Origin of the sequence: Colwellia sp. BRX8-7, from assembly GCF_014077275.1 — a bacterium.
GTDB lineage: Bacteria > Pseudomonadota > Gammaproteobacteria > Enterobacterales > Alteromonadaceae > Colwellia_A.
Genome location: NZ_JACGVP010000006.1, coordinates 112,588 through 132,380 on the forward strand (window position 1 = coordinate 112,588; position 19,793 = coordinate 132,380).

Here is a 19,793-nt window from a genome sequence, read left to right on the forward strand (position 1 = left end):
AGCGCCTTAGAATTAACACTCTCATTTTATGTGAGCCTTAGTTTATTTTAATGTCCGCTTTGAGATTGGGTAGATAATTGTACGCAAAGTATTGAATAAGATTTTAGGTATAAATTAATAGACATACTTAAATTATATGTGGCAGTTTAAGGCTAACAAGTTTAAGTACAGTTATAAACCTAAGGTCCGCTAATGGCTATCTTTTGACATAAAGAATAACCAGAAGCTAAGGTCAGCTAAACGCACAAAGTTATCATGTTTAATAATACCAACAGCCAACTAAATCATTCCCCATCAGAACACTCTAAACAGCGATTCTTAGACACTTTGCAGAATATTAACAATCAGTATACATTATTTAACTTAAGTACATTAATTTGATGGTTTGGTGGATATTTGAAAGTCGAACAATTGAGTGTCATATCAGATCAAAGGTATAAAATTTATCCAACTTCAAGACAGACATAATATAAATTTCAGGAAAATAACTACAGAGTTGCCAACCTTCTCAGGAATAATTAGCAACCAATTAGCAACCAATTAGCAACCAAACGAAAAAAAGGCCGGTTCATCACGAATCGGCCTTTAAATGTCTATTTGTATAAGTTTAGTGGTGCGGTTGGGGGGACTTGAACCCCCACGACCTAAATCATTAGCCCCTCAAGCTAACGCGTCTACCAATTCCGCCACAACCGCGCATTACTAAATCTATACTATCTGTTTTACTAAGTTATCTTGCTCATTTTGAGGAGAAACTGTCTACTTAATTTGTAGACTCGCAATCCCCTCAAGCTGGCGCGTCTACCAATTCCGCCACAACCGCGCAATACTAAATTTATACTATCTTTTTTACTAAGTTAACTTGCTCATTTTGAGGTAAATAAGCCTACTTAACTTTTAGACTAGTAGTCCCATCAAGTGTGGCGCGTCTACAAATTCCGCCACATCTGCATTTTTAAAACTTTACTTTGGAATGTCGTTATCACTCGCTTTTTTAGTCGCTGCAGGAATATCGCTATTCTCTGATGACTGAACTGGCTCTACACTTTCGCTAGGGATTGATGAATCGCCTGGTATAGTTTGCTCTACAGGAGTGTTTAAGTTGTTCCACTCATCGGTAGATTTAATTCTATTTGCCGTTAAGTTACCTAACACTAAGCTGATAACAAAGAACGCGATAGCTAACCATGTAGTCGCTTTAGTTAAAAAGTTACCTGAGCCACTTGAACCAAATATTGTTGCTGAAGAGCCGGCACCAAAAGATGCGCCCATATCTGCGCCTTTACCTTGTTGGATTAAAACTAAACCAATTAAACAAATTGAAACAATTAAATAAGCAATAATTAACGATTGATACAACATTTTAAGATCCTTTGGCTGACGAGCAAATTATTTTGAATTCGTCGACTTTTAAACTAGCACCACCAATAAGACCACCGTCAATATCAGTTTGTGCAAATAATTCTTCACAGTTAGCAGCATTTACGCTACCACCGTATAATAATGGCACTTTATTCGCGACAGTATCATCAGCATTAGCTAAAAATTGACGAATAAATAAGTGTGTTGCTTGTGCCATTTCTGGAGATGCTGTTTTGCCAGTACCAATAGCCCAAACAGGCTCGTAAGCAATAACAACATCTGTAAATTTTTCTATACCTATTTCGTCAATCACTGGCTGTAATTGTGAAGCGAGTACTGTCTCAGTTTGTTCAGCAGTTCGTTCATCTTCACTTTCACCAATACACAATATAGGTGTTAAACCAGCATTCAATGTTGCTTTAACTTTATGAGCAACTTGTGTGCTTGTTTCTTTGTAAATGCATCTTCGTTCAGAGTGCCCTACAATAACATAATTTACAGAAACTTCCTTGAGCATATCAGTGGATATTTCACCAGTATATGCTCCACTTTGATGCTCGCTTACATTTTGCGCACCTAAATGGATGTTTGCTTGTAAATTGTCACTTTTAGCACTTATTGTAAATGCTGATAGAAAAGGAGCAGGAGGACAAACAACAACGTCGACATTTTCAGCTAGCTTTACACTATTTAATCCTGAAATCATTTCTTTTATCAGCGACAAACTTCCATTCATTTTCCAGTTTGCGGCTACTATTGCTTGTCTTTTCATTTATCTTTCCTAATTAAAGCGGCGAGATATTAACTAACCTACGAACAAGATACAAGTGTTTAACTTAATATCTTGTTCATTTGCTTATTATTCAACCGTCTGACGTCTATTTTGTTAACAAGCGGCTTTAACAGCATCAGCAATTACATTTGCTAGCTCAGTAACTTCTATTAATTCTGGTCCTTCAACCATAACGCGTATTAAAGGCTCAGTACCTGATTTACGTAATAACACGCGACCACGCCCTGATAGTTGCTCATTGACCGTATGTACAGCAGCAACGACATTCTGCGCCGTTAACGGGTCATTGTCACCGGTAAACCTAACATTAACTAACACTTGTGGTAATTTAGTCATTCCTTGGCGGAGTTCGTGTAAGGTTTTATCACCACTGCAAACAGCGGTTAATACATTTAACGCGGCGATAATGCCATCACCCGTAGAGGTATTTTTTAAATTGATCACATGGCCAGAGTTTTCAGCGCCCAACTGCCAACCTTTTTTGTTGAGCATTTCGGTAACATATCGATCGCCTACTTTGCTGCGAGCAAAAGGTATGCCCATATCCGCAAGCGCAATTTCAAGGCCCATATTACTCATTAGTGTACCAACAACACCACCACTAATAACGCCACTTTGTAAATCGTTTGAAGCGATAACGTAGACACATTCATCACCATCAAGCACATAGCCAGTATGATCAACCATCATCAAGCGATCGCCATCACCATCGAGTGCAATACCTAAATCAGCCTGATGTTCAACAACAGCCTTACTGATAGCGTCCATTGATGTTGCACCACATTGGTCGTTAATATTGGTACCATTAGGCGACGTACCAATTTCAATCACTTGTGCACCTAATTCACGAAACACGTTAGGTGCAATGTGGTAAGTTGCACCGTGTGCGCAATCAACAACAATTTTAAAATCTTTTAAGGAATATTGGCTAGGAAAATTACTTTTACAAAACTCAATATAGCGCCCAGCAGCGTCTTCAATTCTTGTTGCTTTACCTAATTTAGCCGATTCAACACAGCCCATTTCTTTATCTAATTGAGCTTCAATAGCCAGTTCGACATCATCGGGTAACTTCTCACCATTTTGTGAGAAAAACTTAATACCGTTGTCATAAAATGGGTTATGTGATGCACTAATAACGATACCCGCTTCAGCGCGAAAAGTTTTAGTAAGGTAAGCAATTCCTGGTGTCGGCATTGGCCCCAATAAGCCAATATCAATACCCGCAGCAGAAAAACCAGCTTCTAGGGCTGACTCAAGCATGTAGCCTGAAATTCGGGTATCTTTACCGATAAGTACTTTTTTTGTGCCTTGGGCAGCTAGTACGCGGCCAGCGGCATAACCTAATTTCATCACAAACTCAGCGGTGATTGGGTATTGTCCTACTAGGCCTCTTATGCCATCGGTTCCAAAATATCTTCTTTCTGACATTTTATTTGTCCTTTATATTTACTTTTTTAGTATATTTAATGATAAGTTATTTATTTATGGTGCTAGCTTGTAAAACTTTTAAAGCATCGACTGTTTCTTTTACATCGTGAACACGAATAATTCTTGCCCCTTGCTGAGCGGCTATAATGGCTGTTGCTAAGCTACCCGCTAAGCGTTCATTAATCTCTCGATTAAGAAGATTACCGATCATCGATTTTCTCGACAGTCCCGCCAATATAGGCAAATCTAGGCATTGAAATTTAGCCATATTCGCCAATAAACTATAATTTTGTTCTAACGATTTACCAAAGCCAAAGCCAGGGTCTAAAATAAGACGCGAAGTATTAATACCCGCTTGTGCACAGGCTAAAATTCTTTCCTGAAAGAAAGTGGTAATGTCGTCTATTAAATTAACGTAGTGAGGATTATGCTGCATGGTTCGAGGTAAACCTTGCATATGCATTAAACAAATACCAACATGTTGATCTTGTGCTAATACCGGTAAGCAACCTTCATTTTGCAGGGCTCGAACATCATTGATGATACCTGCCCCATGAGTGATGCCCTCAGACATTACCGCGGCTTTACTGGTATCAATAGAGACAATGATATTAAAACGCGCATTAATGGCTTTTAATACGGGAATAACACGCGCTAACTCATCTTTAACAGAAACGTCTTTAGCGCCTGGACGCGTTGATTCGCCCCCGATATCAATAATGGTGGCGCCATCGGCTATCATCTGTTCAGCTTGTCTTAACGCAGAGTCAATACGAGAGAATTGTCCGCCGTCAGAAAATGAGTCTGGGGTTACATTTAAAATCCCCATGACCTGCGGGGTTTCAATATTAAGAAAATGTGTACCGCAAGGTAGATTTTTCAACAAAACTTATGCTCTTTGTGATTATTCTGTATAGAAATTTATCTTATAAAAAACAACTTACTGTCAGCAAAGTAAATTAGCTTTTATAAAATAAAGCCTCGTTAATCGAGGCTATATTTAAAGGCTGTTAATCAGCAGAGGCGTCACTAGGTTTATCTAGATCTGGCGCTACTTCTTTTTTCTCAGCTTTATCTTCTTTAGTATCAGAAGAGGCATTGTCATCAGCTTTAGGTGGCTTCTTTGAATCAGAGTGATTATCCCACTCAGCCATTGGCGGACGAACTTCTCTGCGTTCCATTAAGTCATCGATTTGTCTAGCATCGATAGTTTCGTAATGCATTAACGCATCTTTCATTGTCTCTAAAATATCACGGTTCTCGTTCAATATCTTTTCTGCACGTTGATAATTACGGTCAACAAATGCTTTGATTTCAATATCAATCGCTTGTGCAGTTTCGTCAGACATGTTCAACGATTTAGATGATGAACGACCTAAAAACACTTCACCTTCTTCTTCAGCAAATAACATTGGACCCAATTTTTGTGAGAAGCCCCACTGAGTAACCATTTTACGAGCAAGTTGAGTCGCACGTTCAATATCGTTAGATGCACCGGTAGAAACTTTCTCAAAACCGTAAATCATTTCTTCAGCGATACGACCACCGTAAAGTGACGAAATATTACTTTCTAAATGCTGTTTACTATGACTAAACCTGTCTTGTTCTGGTAAATACATAGTGACACCTAAAGCGCGGCCACGAGGAATAATACTTACCTTGTAAACGGGGTCATGATCTGGCACTAAACGACCAACAATCGCGTGCCCTGCTTCATGATAAGCTGTCATGGCTTTTTCTTCTTCGCTCATAACCATCGAACGACGTTCAGCACCCATTAATATTTTGTCTTTCGCTTTTTCAAATTCATCCATCGATACAGTGCGGCGAGCCGAACGTGCAGCGAATAATGCGGCTTCATTAACTAAGTTAGCTAAATCTGCACCTGACATGCCCGGTGTACCACGTGCAATAACTGATGCTTTAACATCGTCACCCAAAGGTACTTTGCGCATATGCACTTTAAGAATTTGTTCGCGACCACGAATATCTGGTAGACCAACCGTAACTTGACGGTCAAAACGACCAGGACGAAGTAGTGCTGGATCTAAAACGTCTGGACGGTTAGTTGCGGCAATAACGATAACGCCTTCATTACCTTCAAAACCATCCATTTCAACCAACATTTGGTTAAGTGTTTGTTCACGTTCGTCGTGTCCACCACCCATACCTGCGCCACGTTGGCGACCTACCGCATCGATTTCATCGATGAAGATGATACAAGGGGCTGATTTTTTAGCTTGCTCAAACATGTCACGCACACGAGATGCACCAACACCAACAAACATTTCAACAAAGTCAGAACCTGATATAGTGAAAAATGGTACTTTAGCTTCACCAGCAATAGCTTTTGCCAGCAAGGTTTTACCTGTACCCGGTTGTCCTACAAGTAAGACACCTGAAGGAATACGGCCACCAAGTTTTTGGAATTTAGTTGGCTCTTTTAAGTAATCAACAAGCTCAGAAACTTCTTCTTTCGCTTCGTCGCAACCAGCAACATCAGCAAAAGTTGTTTTTATCTGATCTTCACTTAAAAGTTTCGCTTTAGACTTACCAAAAGACATCGCTCCTTTTCCACCACCGCCTTGCATCTGACGCATGAAGAATATCCATACACCTATCAACAAAATCATTGGGAACCAAGAGATAAAAATAGTGGTTAGAAAGCTAGTTTCTTCTGGCAATTCACCAGAAGCATTAACGCCTTGTTTAACTAAATCGTTAATTAAATCACGATCGAAACCACCGGGAATAACAGTAACAAAGGCTTCACCACTACGTTTTGTGCCTTTGATAACACCATTACGATCAACATTTGCGTCACGAATCTGTCCTTGACGGACATCTTTAATGAAACGCGTGTAATCAACTTGTTGTTCAGTAGTGGTGCTCGGAGTGAACCCTTGGAATACCGACATTAAAACAACCGCTATTACCAACCATAAAATAAGATTTTTTGCCATATCGCTCAACTTAATGACCTCTTGTACTTTGAATGAACTTTTACTTAACCGTCAACTAGCACAGATAAACGGCTAGTTCTGAAATCAACCTAAACTTTTAAGTTGATGAGTCGTAATTTACTATAATTTAACGCTCGGAGCTATTTAAATCCGGTAGCAACCAAATATACTTCGCGTGAACGTGCACGTGACGAATCTGGTTTACGGGTTTTTACTGTTTTAAATGCTCCTCTTAAGTCTTGCATAAATTGCTCAAACCCTGCTCCTTGGAAGACTTTAACAACAAATGCGCCATTTTTCTTTAATACCTGATTACACATGTCTAATGCTAATTCAACAAGATACATACTTCTTGCGGCATCAGCACCGTCATTACCGGTAAAATTAGCGGCCATGTCAGACATAACAACATCGATATCTTTGCCGCCAATACGGTTTAGTAATGCATTAAGTACCGGTTCTTCTCTGAAGTCGCCTTGTAAAAAGTCAACACCAGCAATAGGGTCCATTGCCAGGATATCACAAGCAATAATTTGCCCGCCACTTCCAACGGCTTTGACCGCATATTCTGACCAACCTCCTGGTGCAGCACCTAGGTCGACCACTTTCATGCCTTTTTTAATCAGCTTATCTTTAACGTTTATTTCTTCAATTTTAAAGTATGCTCTAGAACGCACACCGAGTTTCTGAGCTTTTTTTACATACTCATCATCAAAGTGTTCTTGCATCCAACGGGTACTACTATTACTTAATTTCTTTTTACTCATTAATTTAACTTAATTAATTTGTTAATAATGCAAAACGATTTAACGTTTTATTAGTATTACAGAGTAGATGGAGGTAAAATAGTATTAATTCAAGCTAACTTGTAACGAAAATTGTTAATGAGCCTAAATAAAAAACAAATACAGTATTTAAAAGGTCTTGCGCACCCATTGAAACCAGTGGTTTTATTGGGTAACAACGGCTTAACAGAGGCAGTAGTTGCCGAAATTGATTATTCATTAAATCATCATGAATTAATTAAAATTAAAATCCCAACCGATGATCGTGACAGTAAAGCATTAATTGTTGAAGCTATTTGCCGTGAAACAGCGTCAATTAAAGTTCAAGTAATTGGTAAAACATTAATTATTTATCGTCAGTCACCAGAAAAGAAAATAAGAATTCCAAAAATTTAATTTTTACATTCTTATCTAAAAGAGCTTCGGCTCTTTTTTTATGTCTAAAATTTATGACTACACGCAGACTGACATTTAAAGATTACATTATTGACAACTATATTAGGATATCCTAATGTAGCTATAATAGAAAAATAATATTGACTCTTTTTAATCATTAAATATTAAGGTATTTATAAATGTTGAAAACTATCCCGACACTGATAGCTGAAATTAGAAAAAACATTCAAACTACATCGGCTCATGATGCTTACCTAAGTGCGAAAAAAGAGAAAAGCCTCTTTATTGACGTGCGTGAAGCGCAAGAAGTTGCCACTAGCCCTGTGATAAATTCAGTTAATATTCCACGTGGTGTTTTAGAGATGAATATTGGTAGCTGCACGACTGATGAAGACCAGCGTATATATCTTCATTGTGCAACCGGCGGCCGGGCGAGTCTTGCTGCTGAACAATTAAACCGTTTAGGCTATAAAAATGTTTGGGCTATTATATGTCAGCATAATGATGTTTGTTCTGCACAAGAAAAAAGTTAGCATCGCGACAATACTCCTATATTTTATTTAAGAGTAAAATTGAAAAGGCTAAACAATTGAGTTGTTTAGCCTTTTTTATCTCTTCAAGGAATACTAGATCGTTAGTTTTGATTTATTTAACGCTAATATTTGCCCGCCAATACCTTTAACATTCAACAAGTCTTCGACCGAGATAAACTTACCGTTTTCATTTCGGTATTTGACAATGGCTGCCGCTTTTTTCATGCCTATGCCTTTTAATAAGGATAAGGTCTTAATATCAGCATGGTTTATATCAATACGCTCGTCAATTTGATTAACATTGGCATTGGCATTGGCATTGGGCTCATTACCACCGACACTTTCAGCAAAGCTTAATGACGAAAAAGTAAAGGTCAGGCAAATAAGTAAGATTTTTGAAAAATTAATCATGATTATATCCTTTTATTGTAAATTCCATTACGCCTCACAAACAATAAACTGTTAATTTATTATTAATAAGACGTTAATAGGTTTAGGATAAAATTTTACTTTTGTCAATTTATAGCCATTAATAAAATTATGCTGATTGACCTTAATTAAGCGATAAATTAATCGACTGCAAAACTTGCTGTGGGTTTTCAGCTTGAGTAATAGGTCTGCCAATAACTAAATAATCAACACCAACGGCCATTGCCTGCTCTGGCGTCATAATACGTTTTTGATCATCACTGGCAGCACCTGCAGGTCTAATACCTGGCGTGATAAGCTTAAAGTCTTTACCTAAAGCACTTTTCAGGCTTTGAGCTTCCTGTGCTGAACAAACAACACCATCAAGGCCAGCTTCTTTTGTCAACTTTGCTAGCAGCATCACTTGCTCGGCTGGCGTTCGCGTAATACCTAAGCCCAGTAAATCTTCTTCACTCATACTGGTTAAAACAGTGACGGCAATAAGTAATGGGGCGTTATCACCGTATTTTTCTAATGCCTGTTTAGCTTTAACCATCATTTCATGTCCGCCACTGGCATGAACATTAACCATCCACACCCCCATCTCTGCTGCAGCAGTTACCGATTTTGCTACGGTGTTGGGAATATCGTGGAACTTTAAATCTAAAAAGACATCGAAGCCGCGCCCCGTCAATTCTTTAACAAACGCAGGTCCAAAATGAGTAAACATTTCTTTACCCACTTTTAAGCGACAATCCTTTGGTTGAATCTTATCAACGAATGCAAGCGCATCCGCTTTTTTATCAAAATCTAGGGCAACAACTACTTTTGCATCATTCATACTCAATCCTCAATTCTTAATTCTTAATTCTTAATTCTTAATTCTTAATTCTTTAATAATTTTTGAGTTCAAAGTCCTAAGGTTCAAGAGCAAAGAAAAAGCACGGAGCTGACGAAAGTCAGTGAGTACTTTTGAAGACGCTATTGAGTCTTAGGGCGAAGAAATCGGTAATTATTCTCCTTCAAGGCCCCGCACTGGTTTCAATTGTTCCCAGTCATGGCATGAAGGACACGCCCAATAATGTTTACTGCTATTAAAACCACAGGTTCGACAACTATAACGCGGTTTTAGATTCAAATAAGCGCCAATCAATTCTTTGATCATATCTAAATTTTCGGTGTTGTCATGCTCGGTAGAGTTAACCATTTGCATCTTAATAAAATGCTTAAAGCCTTTAATGGTTGGACGCTTTTTCAAAGCAAGTAAAATAAATTCTTTCGCTTTTTCGTTGCCATATTTAGCTTCAAGGTGACTTAAGTATTTTATCAGTGCGCTCGAACCACCGGTTTCATCATAAACTTTTCTAATAAATTTAAAATATTCATCGTCGGCATCTAACTGATGATAACAATTTTGCATTTCATCAATAACATCAGGAAAGAATTCTTTATCCTGAAGATAGATGTCTTGATAGCATCGGCAGGCTTCATTGAACTGTTGATGCTTTTCATAAATTTGTGCTAATAACCAATTAGCACGACAAGAATTAGCATCATAAATCAACGCCAACTCTAATAACTCTATGACTTCAATAAAGTTATCTTCTGCTAAGGCTGTTGTCGCTAATTCACAATAAAAATTAGCTAAGTTATGAAGAAGTTTTTTATCTTTAGTTTTAACAATGGCTTTTTTATGACTGATGCCTTTTGACCAATCTTTAGTAGACTGGTAAATACGCATTAAATAATCAAGGGATTTCAAGCCATAGTGTTTTGATTTAAGTAGCTTTTCAAACATGGTTTCAGCGCGGTCGTATAAGCCGGCACTAAAAAAATCTTTACCTAGCTCAAAAGCAGCTTGTTGCTTATCTTTAGCGGGTAAATGTTTCTGTCTAACTAAGTGCTCATGCACTTTTAATGCGCGGTCGAGCTCGCCACGGCGACGAAATAAATTAGCCATGGCAAAATGTGCTTCAACAGTATCATCTTCAACTTTAAGGGCTTCTAGTAAGTAGTCGATCGCTTTATCTTGTTGATTTGATAGGAGGTAATTTAAGCCTGTTGAATATTTTATCGACAAGGCTTGTTTAGCTGAGTGATCATTTTGTTTAACACTATTACGACCCATGAACCAGCCATAGCCCATTGCAACAGGGAGTAATAAGAACAATAGTTCTAACATATAATTTACACTGATTCTTTAGAGGATGATTTTTTAGGTTTTATCATTCGAACAAACTTCCACAATAATGCAAAGAGTAAGCCCAGTACAAAGCCCAAAGTGGTAAATAAACTGACAGCCGCAGCAACTGATAATTCAGTTCGGGCGATGAGATAATTCAATGTTAAGGTCTGCTCATTTTGACTACCAAAAATAAAAGCGATGACTAGTAAGCTGAACAGTAAAAACGCTGTAATATAAATACGCAAAATAAGTTACCTATGATGAAAATTAAGTTAAAAAAAACGGCATACCATTATAGCATGCCGTTTTATTGATAATTTATCAATTACGCTATTGAAAGATTTACTCTTTCACGTAACTCTTTTCCAGGTTTAAAATGAGGAACGTATTTACCTGCCAACTCAACGGATTCGCCAGTTTTAGGGTTACGTCCAACACGAGGAGCACGAAAATGTAATGAAAAACTACCAAAACCACGAATTTCAATACGCTCACCTTTTGACAAGGTTTGTGCCATCATTTCTAAGATTTCTTTAATAGACTGTTCAACATCTCTCGCTGATAAATGACTTAATTTATCGGCTAATCTTTCAATAAGTTCAGATTTGGTCATTTGACCTCCTGTGTTCATTAGTTTGAAGTTAATAGTGCCTTCTCGCCAATGGATTTTAAACGAAGAGAAGCGTTATATTTCAAACACTTCTCACCTTCAAGTGTCTAAATTAGTTTTTAGCGTTTTTAAACGCTGCAGCCATTGCACTTAAACCAGTTTCTTCAACTTGGTTTAGGTTATCCATAGCTTCACGTTCTTCTGCTTGGTCTTTAGCTTTGATTGATAAGCTGATAGCACGGTTCTTACGATCCACACCCATAAACTTAGTCTCAACACTATCACCAACAGATAATTCAGTTGACGCATCTTCGATACGCTCACTAGAAATATCAGATACGCGTAGGTATCCTTCAACGCCTTCGGCTAATTCAATTTTAGCGCCTTTAGCATCTACTTCGATAACCTTACCTGTAACAATAGCACCTTTCTTAGTATCTGCAAGGTACTGATTAAACGGATCATCTTCAGTTTGCTTAACACCTAAAGAAATACGTTCGCGCTCAGGGTCAACTTGTAGAACTACAGCTGAGATTTCATCACCTTTCTTGTATTCACGAACAGCTTCTTCACCGCCAGCCCATGAAATATCAGATAAGTGAACAAGACCATCAATGCCGCCGTCAAGACCAATAAAGATACCAAAGTCAGTAATTGACTTGATCTTACCTGATACTTTGTCGCCTTTGTTGAAGTTCTTAGCGAACTCTTCCCAAGGGTTAGCGATACACTGTTTAAGGCCTAAAGAAATACGACGACGTTCTTCGTCAATTTCTAATACCATAACTTCAACCGTGTCACCTAAGTTAACAACTTTAGATGGGTGGATGTTTTTGTTAGTCCAATCCATTTCAGAAACGTGAACTAAACCTTCAACGCCTTCTTGGATTTCAACAAAACAACCGTAGTCAGTTAAGTTAGTTACACGACCAGTAAGTTTAGCGCCTTCAGGGTAACGCTTAGCAATTGCTACCCATGGATCTTCACCTAACTGCTTCATACCTAGAGATACACGAGTACGCTCACGGTCAAACTTCAATACTTTAACTTGTATTTCGTCACCAACATTTACGATTTCACTTGGGTGCTTAACGCGCTTCCAAGCCATATCTGTAATGTGTAGTAAGCCGTCAATGCCGCCTAAGTCTACGAATGCGCCGTAGTCAGTAAGGTTCTTAACGATACCTTTAACTTCTAGGCCTTCTGCTAATGACTCTAACAATGCATCACGTTCTACGCTGCTTTCAGATTCGATAACGGCACGACGAGAAACAACAACGTTATTACGCTTTTGATCAAGCTTAATAACTTTAAATTCTAATTCTTTGCCTTCAAGGTGAGTTGTATCGCGAATTGGGCGAACATCTACTAATGAACCCGGTAAGAAAGCACGAATATCGCTAACTTCAACCGTGAAACCACCTTTAACTTTACCGTTGATAACACCGATAACAGTTTCTTTTTCTTCATATGCTTTCTCAAGCACTTGCCACGCTTCATGACGTTTAGCGTCATCACGTGAAAGAATAGTTTCACCAAAACCGTCATCTGTAGCTTTAAGAGATACGTCGACTTCATCGCCAACGCTTACATCAACTTCACCAGCGTTGTTTTTAAACTGGTTGATGTCAATAACACTTTCAGATTTAAGGCCAGCATCAACGATAACATTGTCTTTAGTAATAGCGACAATCGTACCTTTGATAATTGAACCAGGGCGTGTTTCGATTTCTTTTAAACTTTCTTCAAATAGTTGTGCGAAATTTTCAGTCATAACTTGCATATAAACTCAGTTATTAATCCAGTCAACATCAATGTTTCATGGGGTTATTTAATAGTGCCCAGTGCATCCGTACAGTAGGCTATAGGTTGATTTTTGAAGCTATATAGCTTCGTTTACGTTAACTTGCCATTGGCAAATGTTAAAATCTTAGCGACCACTTCATCAATAGAAAGATCAGTAGAATCAACAATTAACGCACCTTCTGCTGGGATAAGGGGAGCGACCGTACGGGTCTGATCTCGCTCATCTCGCTGACGTATGTCATCCAAAAGGCGCCCGATTTTAACATCAAAACCTTTCTCTTTCAACTGATTAAATCGACGTTGTGCTCGTTCTTCTGCAGAAGCGGTTAAAAATACTTTAACCGGTGCGTTACTAAAAACGATTGTTCCCATGTCTCTTCCATCAGCGACAAGCCCAGGAGCGACTTTAAAAGCACGTTGGCGACGTAAAAGCGCTTCACGCACTCGAGGGAAGGCTGCTATTTTAGAAGCGATAGCACCAACTTCTTCTGTGCGTATGCTATTACTAACATCTTCGCCTTCTAAAATAACTTTTCCTTCACCTTGACTGGTTATTTCAAATTGCACGTCTAAATGAGCAGCAATGGGGATCAAGGATTCTTCATCTTCGATAGTTAAATGGTGATGCAATGTCGCCACTGCAAGCACACGATAAATAGCTCCGCTGTCAAGCAAGTGCCAGCCAAGTTGCTCTGCAACTAAACGTGCGGCTGTGCCCTTACCTGCTCCACTAGGTCCATCTATAGTTATTACCGGTATTTGTTCTATCATATTTTTATCTACACTAAAGCTAGTTAAACTAAGTTAGTCACTTAATTTAAGCTTGATTGAGTGTTAGTCCCACTTGGTTTGCTAAGGTGACAAAATTAGGGAACGAAGTCGCTACATTGTCACACTCTAAAATTTGAATTTCGCCAGTAGCTCGTAATGAGCTAATCGCAAAAGACATGGCAATACGGTGGTCATCATGACTATGAATAGTCCCTGATGTTAATTGCCCACCAACAATATCTATACCGTCATCATAAACAGTACAGTCAATATCTAATTCTTTTAAGCCATCAGCCATTGCTTGGATGCGATCGCTTTCTTTCACTCTTAATTCTTCTGCGCCACGTAACCGTGTTGTACCTTCAGCACAAGCAGCCGCAATAAATATCGCCGGGAACTCATCAATGGCAAGCGGTACATCACGTTCGTTAATATCAATACCTTTTAATGGTGATGATTTAACCACAACATCAGCAACAGGCTCTCCGCCCGCCATACGCTCGTTGATGATGCTCAAATCGCCATTCATCTGCTGTAAAATATTAATAGCGCCAATACGCGTAGGGTTCATACCCACATTACGAATAGTCAACTGACCTTCTTTAGCAATTAAACCCGCAACCATAAAAAATGTTGCTGATGAAATATCGCCAGGTACTTGAATGTCGCAAGCCGTTAATTGATGGCCGCCTTCAATGGAAACCTTTTTACCCATCGGGGTATCTTCAACCTTTACCGGATAACCAAAAGCGGTCAACATGCGTTCAGTGTGATCGCGAGTAATACCGGGTTCGGTTACCGAGGTAATGCCGTCGGCATAAATACCCGCAAGTAATACACAAGATTTTACTTGCGCACTGGCCATTGGCAAGTCGTAATGAATCGCGGTTAAGGTTTGACCTTCATCAATACCTTGTGAAATAACCGGTGGCGTACCGTTTTCGGCAGCAGAGATATTTGCACCCATTAATTTTAATGGGTCAACAACGCGTGCCATAGGACGTTTATTTAAAGAACTGTCACCAGCCATTTGCCAAGCAAAATTTTGTCCGGCGAGTAATCCCGACATTAATCGGATAGTTGTTCCTGAATTGCCAATATTTAAAGCTTCTTGAGGTGCGGTCAAACCACGCAAACCTTTGCCATGAATAACAACATTTTGTTGCTTGTCAGGGCCTTCTATTTTTATGCCCATCGCCTTAAATGCATTCATTGTTGCTAAACAATCGTCTCCAGGTAAGAAACCCGAAACATGCGTGGTACCTTCAGCTAAAGAGCCAAACATAATAGAGCGATGCGAACATGACTTGTCACCTGGTACAATGATATCTCCGGATACTTTTCCGGCAAGGCCTGTGGTGATAGTTAATGTTTTATTTACTTGAGACATTTTTTTTCCATTAAATTAATGTTGTTTTATGACAATTTTTCAATCACTTTTACTAAATATAATTACTTATGTTGCTCGCCAGAACTATAAACGAGCGATGAAACAAAGATAAAACGATTACTTTGCCTGTTATTAGTTGCTGTTTTTAGCGGAAAATTCTTTCATAAAAGCAACCAACGCAGTTATACCTGCTAATGGCATAGCATTATAGATACTGGCACGCATACCACCCACCATACGATGACCCTTTAAAGCCATTAATCCCTGCGCTTCTGCTTGTTTTAAAAACTCATCATTCAAGCTTTCATCTGTTAACCAAAAAGGCACATTCATTAGACTACGATACTTTGCTTCAATATGATTTTGATAAAACGCGCTTTCATCAATATAACCATATAAAACCTCGGCTTTTTGTTTGTTTATCTTTGAAATTTCTTTAACACCGCCACGCTCTTTTAACCATTCAAACACTAAACCGGCTAAATACCATGCATAGGTTGGCGGCGTATTGTACATTGAATCGTTCTTTGCTAACACCTGATAATTCATGATTGACGGGGTTGTTAATTGAGCATTGCCTAATAAGTCATTACGTACAATAACAATAGTTAGACCAGAGGGACCAATATTTTTTTGCGCACCGGCATAGATAAGACCGAATTTTTTAACATCAATTTCATGAGACAAAATGGTTGACGACATATCAGCAACCAGTGGCACCCCATGAGTTTCTGGAATATCAAACATCTCGATACCGTCAACGGTCTCATTCGGGCAGTAATGTACAAAGGCAGCGTTAGGGTTTAAGCCCCACTCGTTACTTGATAATACGTGAGTTTCGCCTTCAACCTTACTGACAACATTGATCGCGTTTATTTCACCATAATGCTCAGCTTCTGCAGCGGCAGCTTTTGACCAAGAGCCAGAAATAATATAATCGGCTGATGTGCCTTTTGGTAGTAAATTTAAAGGGACCGCAGAAAATTGACCTCGACCACCACCATGACAAAACAAGACACTGTAATTTTCTGGTATTGCCATCAAATCACGTAAATCCGCTTCCGCTTTTGCTGCTACTACCAAAAACTCTTTACTGCGGTGACTCAGCTCCATCACTGAACTACCGGTATCTTGCCAATTGACAAATTCCACTTGTGCTTTTTTCATTACCTCTACAGGTAACATCGCAGGACCGGCACAAAAGTTAAATACTTGAGACATATAACACAACACCTTCTATAAAGTTTTAAATACGTTTGTCGATGCACTTGGTCAAACTGTTTTAATTATTTTTATTATAAACATCAATTTGGTCAACATTCTCTTGGGTAAAATAAGACTGCTCATCAAATGGAGATATGCTCCTGCATTTGCTTAATACCGTTCGTCCTGAACATCGTCACTCATTCACATCCATGTGATCGTGACATACCGTTCGTCCTGAACATCGTCACTCATTCACATCCATGTAATCGTGACATACCGTTCGTCCTGAACATAAAAAGGGCGGTGATTAGCCGCCCTTTAAACTGAATTTCTAGCGGTAACTATTCGTTATCACTTTCGATGAGTTGTTCTTCATCACTGTCAGCTTCTGGCAATACCTCTGTTGAAGTACTGTCAGTTGTCGAATCTATTAACTGCTCAGAAGTTTCTTCCGCTCCTTCGAGAACGTCTTCTTCTTCTATTTCGTCAATACGTTGCAATGCAACAACATGTTCGCCTTCAACCGTTCTAATAATACGAACACCTTGAGTATTACGACCAATAACACTGACTTCATTAACACGAGTACGCACTAAAGTACCGTTATCAGTGATAAGCATTATTTCATCTAAATCTTCAACCTGAACAGCGCCAACTACTGGGCCATTTCGGTCGCTGACTTTAATAGAAACAACACCTTTAGTCGCACGACTTTTCGCTGGGTATTCCGTTAACGCGGTACGTTTACCAAAGCCATTTTCGGTTATTGTTAATATTGGGCCATCATTAACTGGCACAATAAGTGACACAACCTTTTGATCACCTTCTAACTTAATACCACGAACACCAGTACCGGTTCGTCCGATAGGTTTTAATGCCCAGCGTTCTTCACCTGTTTCTGCGTCTAATTTAATTTCACCCGTTTCACTGTCACGAAGTTTCTCATTAAAACGAACAACTTTACCCGCATCCGAGAACAACATAATATCGTTGTAACCGTCGGTAATAGCAACGCCAATTAAGGTGTCATCATCACGTAAGTTAAGGGCTATAATACCGTTAGCACGTTGGTTTTTGTAAGCGGTAAGTGCTGTTTTCTTAACAGTACCTGAAGCCGTTGCCATGATAATAAACTTGTCTTCTGCATATTCACGAACCGGTAATATTGCGGTAATACGTTCACCTGCATCAAGCGGTAAAATATTAACAATAGGTCGGCCACGAGCAGTACGACTCGCTAAAGGTAATTGGAATACTTTCAACCAGTAGAGTTTTCCGCGATCTGAGAAACACAAAATAGTATCGTGGGTATTGGCAATGAGTAAACGTTCAATGAAATCTTCTTCTTTCATCTTAGTCGCTGCTTTACCTTTACCGCCACGGCGTTGTGCTTGATAGTCACTTAACACTTGGTATTTAACATAACCTTCATGCGATAACGTAACCACAACATCTTCTTCTGTGATCAAGTCTTCCATCGATAAGTCATGCGAAGCATTAGTAATTTCAGTACGACGTTCATCACCAAAATCATTACGGATAGTTTCTAGCTCTTCACGAATAATTTCCATTAAACGTTCAGGCGAACCTAATATATGTAATAACTCAGCGATAATATCGAGTAATGCTTTGTATTCAGATAAGATTTTTTCGTGTTCTAAACCAGTCAACTTATGTAAGCGAAGATCTAATATCGCTTGTGCTTGTTGCATAGTTAAGAAGTATTGACCGTCTTGAATACCGAAACCTTCTTCAACCCATTCAGGACGTGCTGCGTCATCACCAGCGGCGCTGAGCATATCGGCAACATTACCTAAATCCCAACCACGAGCCAGCAGTTTTTCTTTTGCTTCACTTGGCGTTGGTGAATTTTTAATTAATTCAATAATCGGGTCAATGTTCGCTAATGCAATCGACAAACCTTCTAGTAAATGCGCGCGTTCACGTGCTTTACGTAATTCAAAGATAGTACGACGAGTAACAACTTCACGGCGATGAAGGATAAACTCTTCAAGCATTTCTTTGATATTAAATAATTTAGGTTGGCCGTTAGTTAACGCCACCATATTTAAACCAAAAGAAACTTGCATTTGGGTAAGTTTGTACAAGTTATTTAAAACAACTTCACCGACTTCTCCACGTTTAATTTCAATAACCATGCGCATGCCGTCTTTATCAGACTCATCGCGTAGCGCTGAAATACCTTCAAGGCGTTTTTCTTTTACTAGCTCCGCCATCTTTTCGATAAGGCGCGCTTTGTTTACTTGATAAGGTAACTCATGAACAACAATCGTTTCTTTACCGGTTGTTTCATGAACTTCGATATCGGCACGGGCGCGAATTTTAATTTTGCCACGACCAGTACGGTAAGCTTCTTCGATACCGGCACGACCACTGATAATACCGGCTGTCGGAAAATCAGGACCAGGTATATGTTCTAATATCTCTTCAAAGGTCAAATCACTATTTTCAATCAGTGCTAAACAACCGTTTATCACTTCTGTTAAATTGTGAGGAGGTATATTGGTTGCCATACCTACCGCGATACCTGAGGTACCATTCACTAATAAATTAGGAATACGCGTTGGCATAACAACAGGTATATATTCAGTACCGTCATAGTTAGGTACAAAATCTACCGTTTCTTTATCAAGATCGGCTAAAATAGAATGTGCTATTTTTGACATTCTGATTTCGGTATAACGCATTGCTGCTGCAGAGTCACCGTCAACCGAACCAAAGTTACCTTGACCATCTACTAGCATGTAGCGTAATGAAAATGGTTGCGCCATACGTACTATTGTATCGTAAACGGCAGTGTCGCCATGTGGGTGGTATTTACCTATTACATCACCAACAACACGTGCTGATTTTTTGTAAGGTTTATTGAAGTCATTACCAAGTACATTCATCGCGAATAATACGCGGCGATGAACAGGTTTTAAGCCGTCTCGTACATCTGGTAATGCACGACCTACAATTACGCTCATGGCGTAATCTAGATAAGAATTTTTTAGCTCATCTTCAATATTGACAGGTACAACATTGTTTGACAAATCGGTCATAAGTCGATGGTATCCCTTAACTTAGCAAGAATTTTGAAAGTTTTTTCGAAATTATAATTATTAATTAACACAGCATACTAGCATAGTTT

At 38.9% G+C, this 19,793-nt stretch carries 18 protein-coding genes and 1 tRNA gene; 2 read left to right on the forward strand and 17 right to left on the reverse strand.

Features of this window, described 5'->3' with window-relative positions; genetic code table 11:
• Positions 1-611: 611 nt before the first annotated feature.
• From H4J57_RS07605 to rlmE, 7 genes are all read right to left on the reverse strand, one after another.
• Positions 612-696 (reverse strand) — tRNA-Leu (locus tag H4J57_RS07605).
• Between the two features lie 267 nt (positions 697-963).
• Entirely contained in the window at positions 964-1,359 is a 396-nt protein-coding gene (secG, locus tag H4J57_RS07610; protein ID WP_182222288.1) for a preprotein translocase subunit SecG, read from the reverse strand.
• Positions 1,360-1,363: 4 nt separating this feature from the next.
• Entirely contained in the window at positions 1,364-2,134 is a 771-nt protein-coding gene (tpiA, locus tag H4J57_RS07615; RefSeq protein ID WP_182242438.1) for a triose-phosphate isomerase, read from the reverse strand.
• Between the two features lie 114 nt (positions 2,135-2,248).
• Positions 2,249-3,586 carry a phosphoglucosamine mutase gene (gene glmM, locus H4J57_RS07620; RefSeq protein WP_182215846.1) on the reverse strand — a complete coding sequence of 446 codons (1,338 nt, stop codon included), beginning with the start codon at positions 3,584-3,586 and terminating at the stop codon, positions 2,249-2,251.
• Positions 3,587-3,632: 46 nt separating this feature from the next.
• On the reverse strand, positions 3,633-4,415 hold the full coding sequence (gene folP / locus H4J57_RS07625; protein ID WP_182242486.1) for a dihydropteroate synthase: 783 nt from the start codon (positions 4,413-4,415) through the stop codon (positions 3,633-3,635).
• A 181-nt stretch (positions 4,416-4,596) separates the two neighbouring features.
• Positions 4,597-6,558 (reverse strand): ATP-dependent zinc metalloprotease FtsH, encoded by a 1,962-nt coding sequence (gene ftsH / locus H4J57_RS07630; RefSeq protein WP_070373824.1) that lies wholly within the window; start codon positions 6,556-6,558, stop codon positions 4,597-4,599.
• A 131-nt stretch (positions 6,559-6,689) separates the two neighbouring features.
• The gene (rlmE, locus tag H4J57_RS07635) at positions 6,690-7,316 is read right to left on the reverse strand and encodes a 23S rRNA (uridine(2552)-2'-O)-methyltransferase RlmE (RefSeq protein WP_182215844.1); all 627 of its coding nucleotides are present in this window, start codon (positions 7,314-7,316) and stop codon (positions 6,690-6,692) included.
• Positions 7,317-7,433: 117 nt separating this feature from the next.
• On the opposite strand from rlmE, the gene yhbY reads away from it, so the two are divergent.
• Positions 7,434-7,730, forward strand: a complete 297-nt coding sequence (gene yhbY / locus H4J57_RS07640) for a ribosome assembly RNA-binding protein YhbY (protein WP_070373826.1) — start codon at positions 7,434-7,436, stop codon at positions 7,728-7,730.
• Positions 7,731-7,909: 179 nt separating this feature from the next.
• A complete protein-coding gene (locus tag H4J57_RS07645; protein WP_182215843.1) occupies positions 7,910-8,263 on the forward strand; it encodes a rhodanese-like domain-containing protein in 354 nt (117 codons plus the stop codon).
• 93 nt (positions 8,264-8,356) lie between these two features.
• On the opposite strand, the gene H4J57_RS07650 is transcribed toward H4J57_RS07645, so the two are convergent.
• The 10 genes from H4J57_RS07650 to gyrA form a co-directional block, all read right to left on the reverse strand.
• Positions 8,357-8,674: a helix-hairpin-helix domain-containing protein gene (locus H4J57_RS07650; protein ID WP_182242439.1), complete on the reverse strand. Its 318-nt coding sequence runs from the start codon at positions 8,672-8,674 to the stop codon at positions 8,357-8,359.
• Between the two features lie 142 nt (positions 8,675-8,816).
• The gene (gene pyrF, locus H4J57_RS07655) at positions 8,817-9,512 is read right to left on the reverse strand and encodes an orotidine-5'-phosphate decarboxylase (RefSeq protein WP_182242440.1); all 696 of its coding nucleotides are present in this window, start codon (positions 9,510-9,512) and stop codon (positions 8,817-8,819) included.
• Between the two features lie 171 nt (positions 9,513-9,683).
• Positions 9,684-10,853, reverse strand: coding sequence for a lipopolysaccharide assembly protein LapB (gene lapB / locus H4J57_RS07660; RefSeq protein WP_182222267.1), 1,170 nt, complete (start codon positions 10,851-10,853; stop codon positions 9,684-9,686).
• Between the two features lie 5 nt (positions 10,854-10,858).
• Positions 10,859-11,101: a lipopolysaccharide assembly protein LapA domain-containing protein gene (locus H4J57_RS07665; protein WP_070373830.1), complete on the reverse strand. Its 243-nt coding sequence runs from the start codon at positions 11,099-11,101 to the stop codon at positions 10,859-10,861.
• 80 nt (positions 11,102-11,181) lie between these two features.
• The gene (gene ihfB / locus H4J57_RS07670) at positions 11,182-11,469 is read right to left on the reverse strand and encodes an integration host factor subunit beta (protein ID WP_070373831.1); all 288 of its coding nucleotides are present in this window, start codon (positions 11,467-11,469) and stop codon (positions 11,182-11,184) included.
• Between the two features lie 109 nt (positions 11,470-11,578).
• A complete protein-coding gene (gene rpsA / locus H4J57_RS07675; protein ID WP_070376968.1) occupies positions 11,579-13,240 on the reverse strand; it encodes a 30S ribosomal protein S1 in 1,662 nt (553 codons plus the stop codon).
• Positions 13,241-13,362: 122 nt separating this feature from the next.
• Positions 13,363-14,043: a (d)CMP kinase gene (gene cmk, locus H4J57_RS07680; RefSeq protein WP_182215835.1), complete on the reverse strand. Its 681-nt coding sequence runs from the start codon at positions 14,041-14,043 to the stop codon at positions 13,363-13,365.
• Between the two features lie 46 nt (positions 14,044-14,089).
• Positions 14,090-15,433, reverse strand: a complete 1,344-nt coding sequence (aroA, locus tag H4J57_RS07685) for a 3-phosphoshikimate 1-carboxyvinyltransferase (protein ID WP_182215833.1) — start codon at positions 15,431-15,433, stop codon at positions 14,090-14,092.
• 132 nt (positions 15,434-15,565) lie between these two features.
• On the reverse strand, positions 15,566-16,654 hold the full coding sequence (gene serC / locus H4J57_RS07690) for a 3-phosphoserine/phosphohydroxythreonine transaminase (RefSeq protein WP_182242441.1): 1,089 nt from the start codon (positions 16,652-16,654) through the stop codon (positions 15,566-15,568).
• Positions 16,655-16,980: 326 nt separating this feature from the next.
• Positions 16,981-19,704: a DNA topoisomerase (ATP-hydrolyzing) subunit A gene (gyrA, locus tag H4J57_RS07695; protein ID WP_182215830.1), complete on the reverse strand. Its 2,724-nt coding sequence runs from the start codon at positions 19,702-19,704 to the stop codon at positions 16,981-16,983.
• Positions 19,705-19,793 lie beyond the last annotated feature (89 nt).

Bases quoted from the DNA above. Each gene is read 5' to 3' on its own strand.
- tpiA (WP_182242438.1), bottom strand. From the start codon at position 2,134: ATGAAAAGACAAGCAATAGTAGCCGCAAACTGGAAAATGAATGGAAGT.
- aroA (WP_182215833.1), bottom strand. From the start codon at position 15,433: ATGTCTCAAGTAAATAAAACATTAACTATCACCACAGGCCTTGCCGGA.
- gyrA (WP_182215830.1), bottom strand. From the start codon at position 19,704: ATGACCGATTTGTCAAACAATGTTGTACCTGTCAATATTGAAGATGAG.
- glmM (WP_182215846.1), bottom strand. From the start codon at position 3,586: ATGTCAGAAAGAAGATATTTTGGAACCGATGGCATAAGAGGCCTAGTA.
- folP (WP_182242486.1), bottom strand. From the start codon at position 4,415: ATGGGGATTTTAAATGTAACCCCAGACTCATTTTCTGACGGCGGACAA.
- rpsA (WP_070376968.1), bottom strand. From the start codon at position 13,240: ATGACTGAAAATTTCGCACAACTATTTGAAGAAAGTTTAAAAGAAATC.
- ihfB (WP_070373831.1), bottom strand. From the start codon at position 11,469: ATGACCAAATCTGAACTTATTGAAAGATTAGCCGATAAATTAAGTCAT.
- H4J57_RS07650 (WP_182242439.1), bottom strand. From the start codon at position 8,674: ATGATTAATTTTTCAAAAATCTTACTTATTTGCCTGACCTTTACTTTT.
- lapB (WP_182222267.1), bottom strand. From the start codon at position 10,853: ATGTTAGAACTATTGTTCTTATTACTCCCTGTTGCAATGGGCTATGGC.
- yhbY (WP_070373826.1), top strand. From the start codon at position 7,434: ATGAGCCTAAATAAAAAACAAATACAGTATTTAAAAGGTCTTGCGCAC.
- rlmE (WP_182215844.1), bottom strand. From the start codon at position 7,316: ATGAGTAAAAAGAAATTAAGTAATAGTAGTACCCGTTGGATGCAAGAA.
- H4J57_RS07645 (WP_182215843.1), top strand. From the start codon at position 7,910: ATGTTGAAAACTATCCCGACACTGATAGCTGAAATTAGAAAAAACATT.
- serC (WP_182242441.1), bottom strand. From the start codon at position 16,654: ATGTCTCAAGTATTTAACTTTTGTGCCGGTCCTGCGATGTTACCTGTA.
- cmk (WP_182215835.1), bottom strand. From the start codon at position 14,043: ATGATAGAACAAATACCGGTAATAACTATAGATGGACCTAGTGGAGCA.
- pyrF (WP_182242440.1), bottom strand. From the start codon at position 9,512: ATGAATGATGCAAAAGTAGTTGTTGCCCTAGATTTTGATAAAAAAGCG.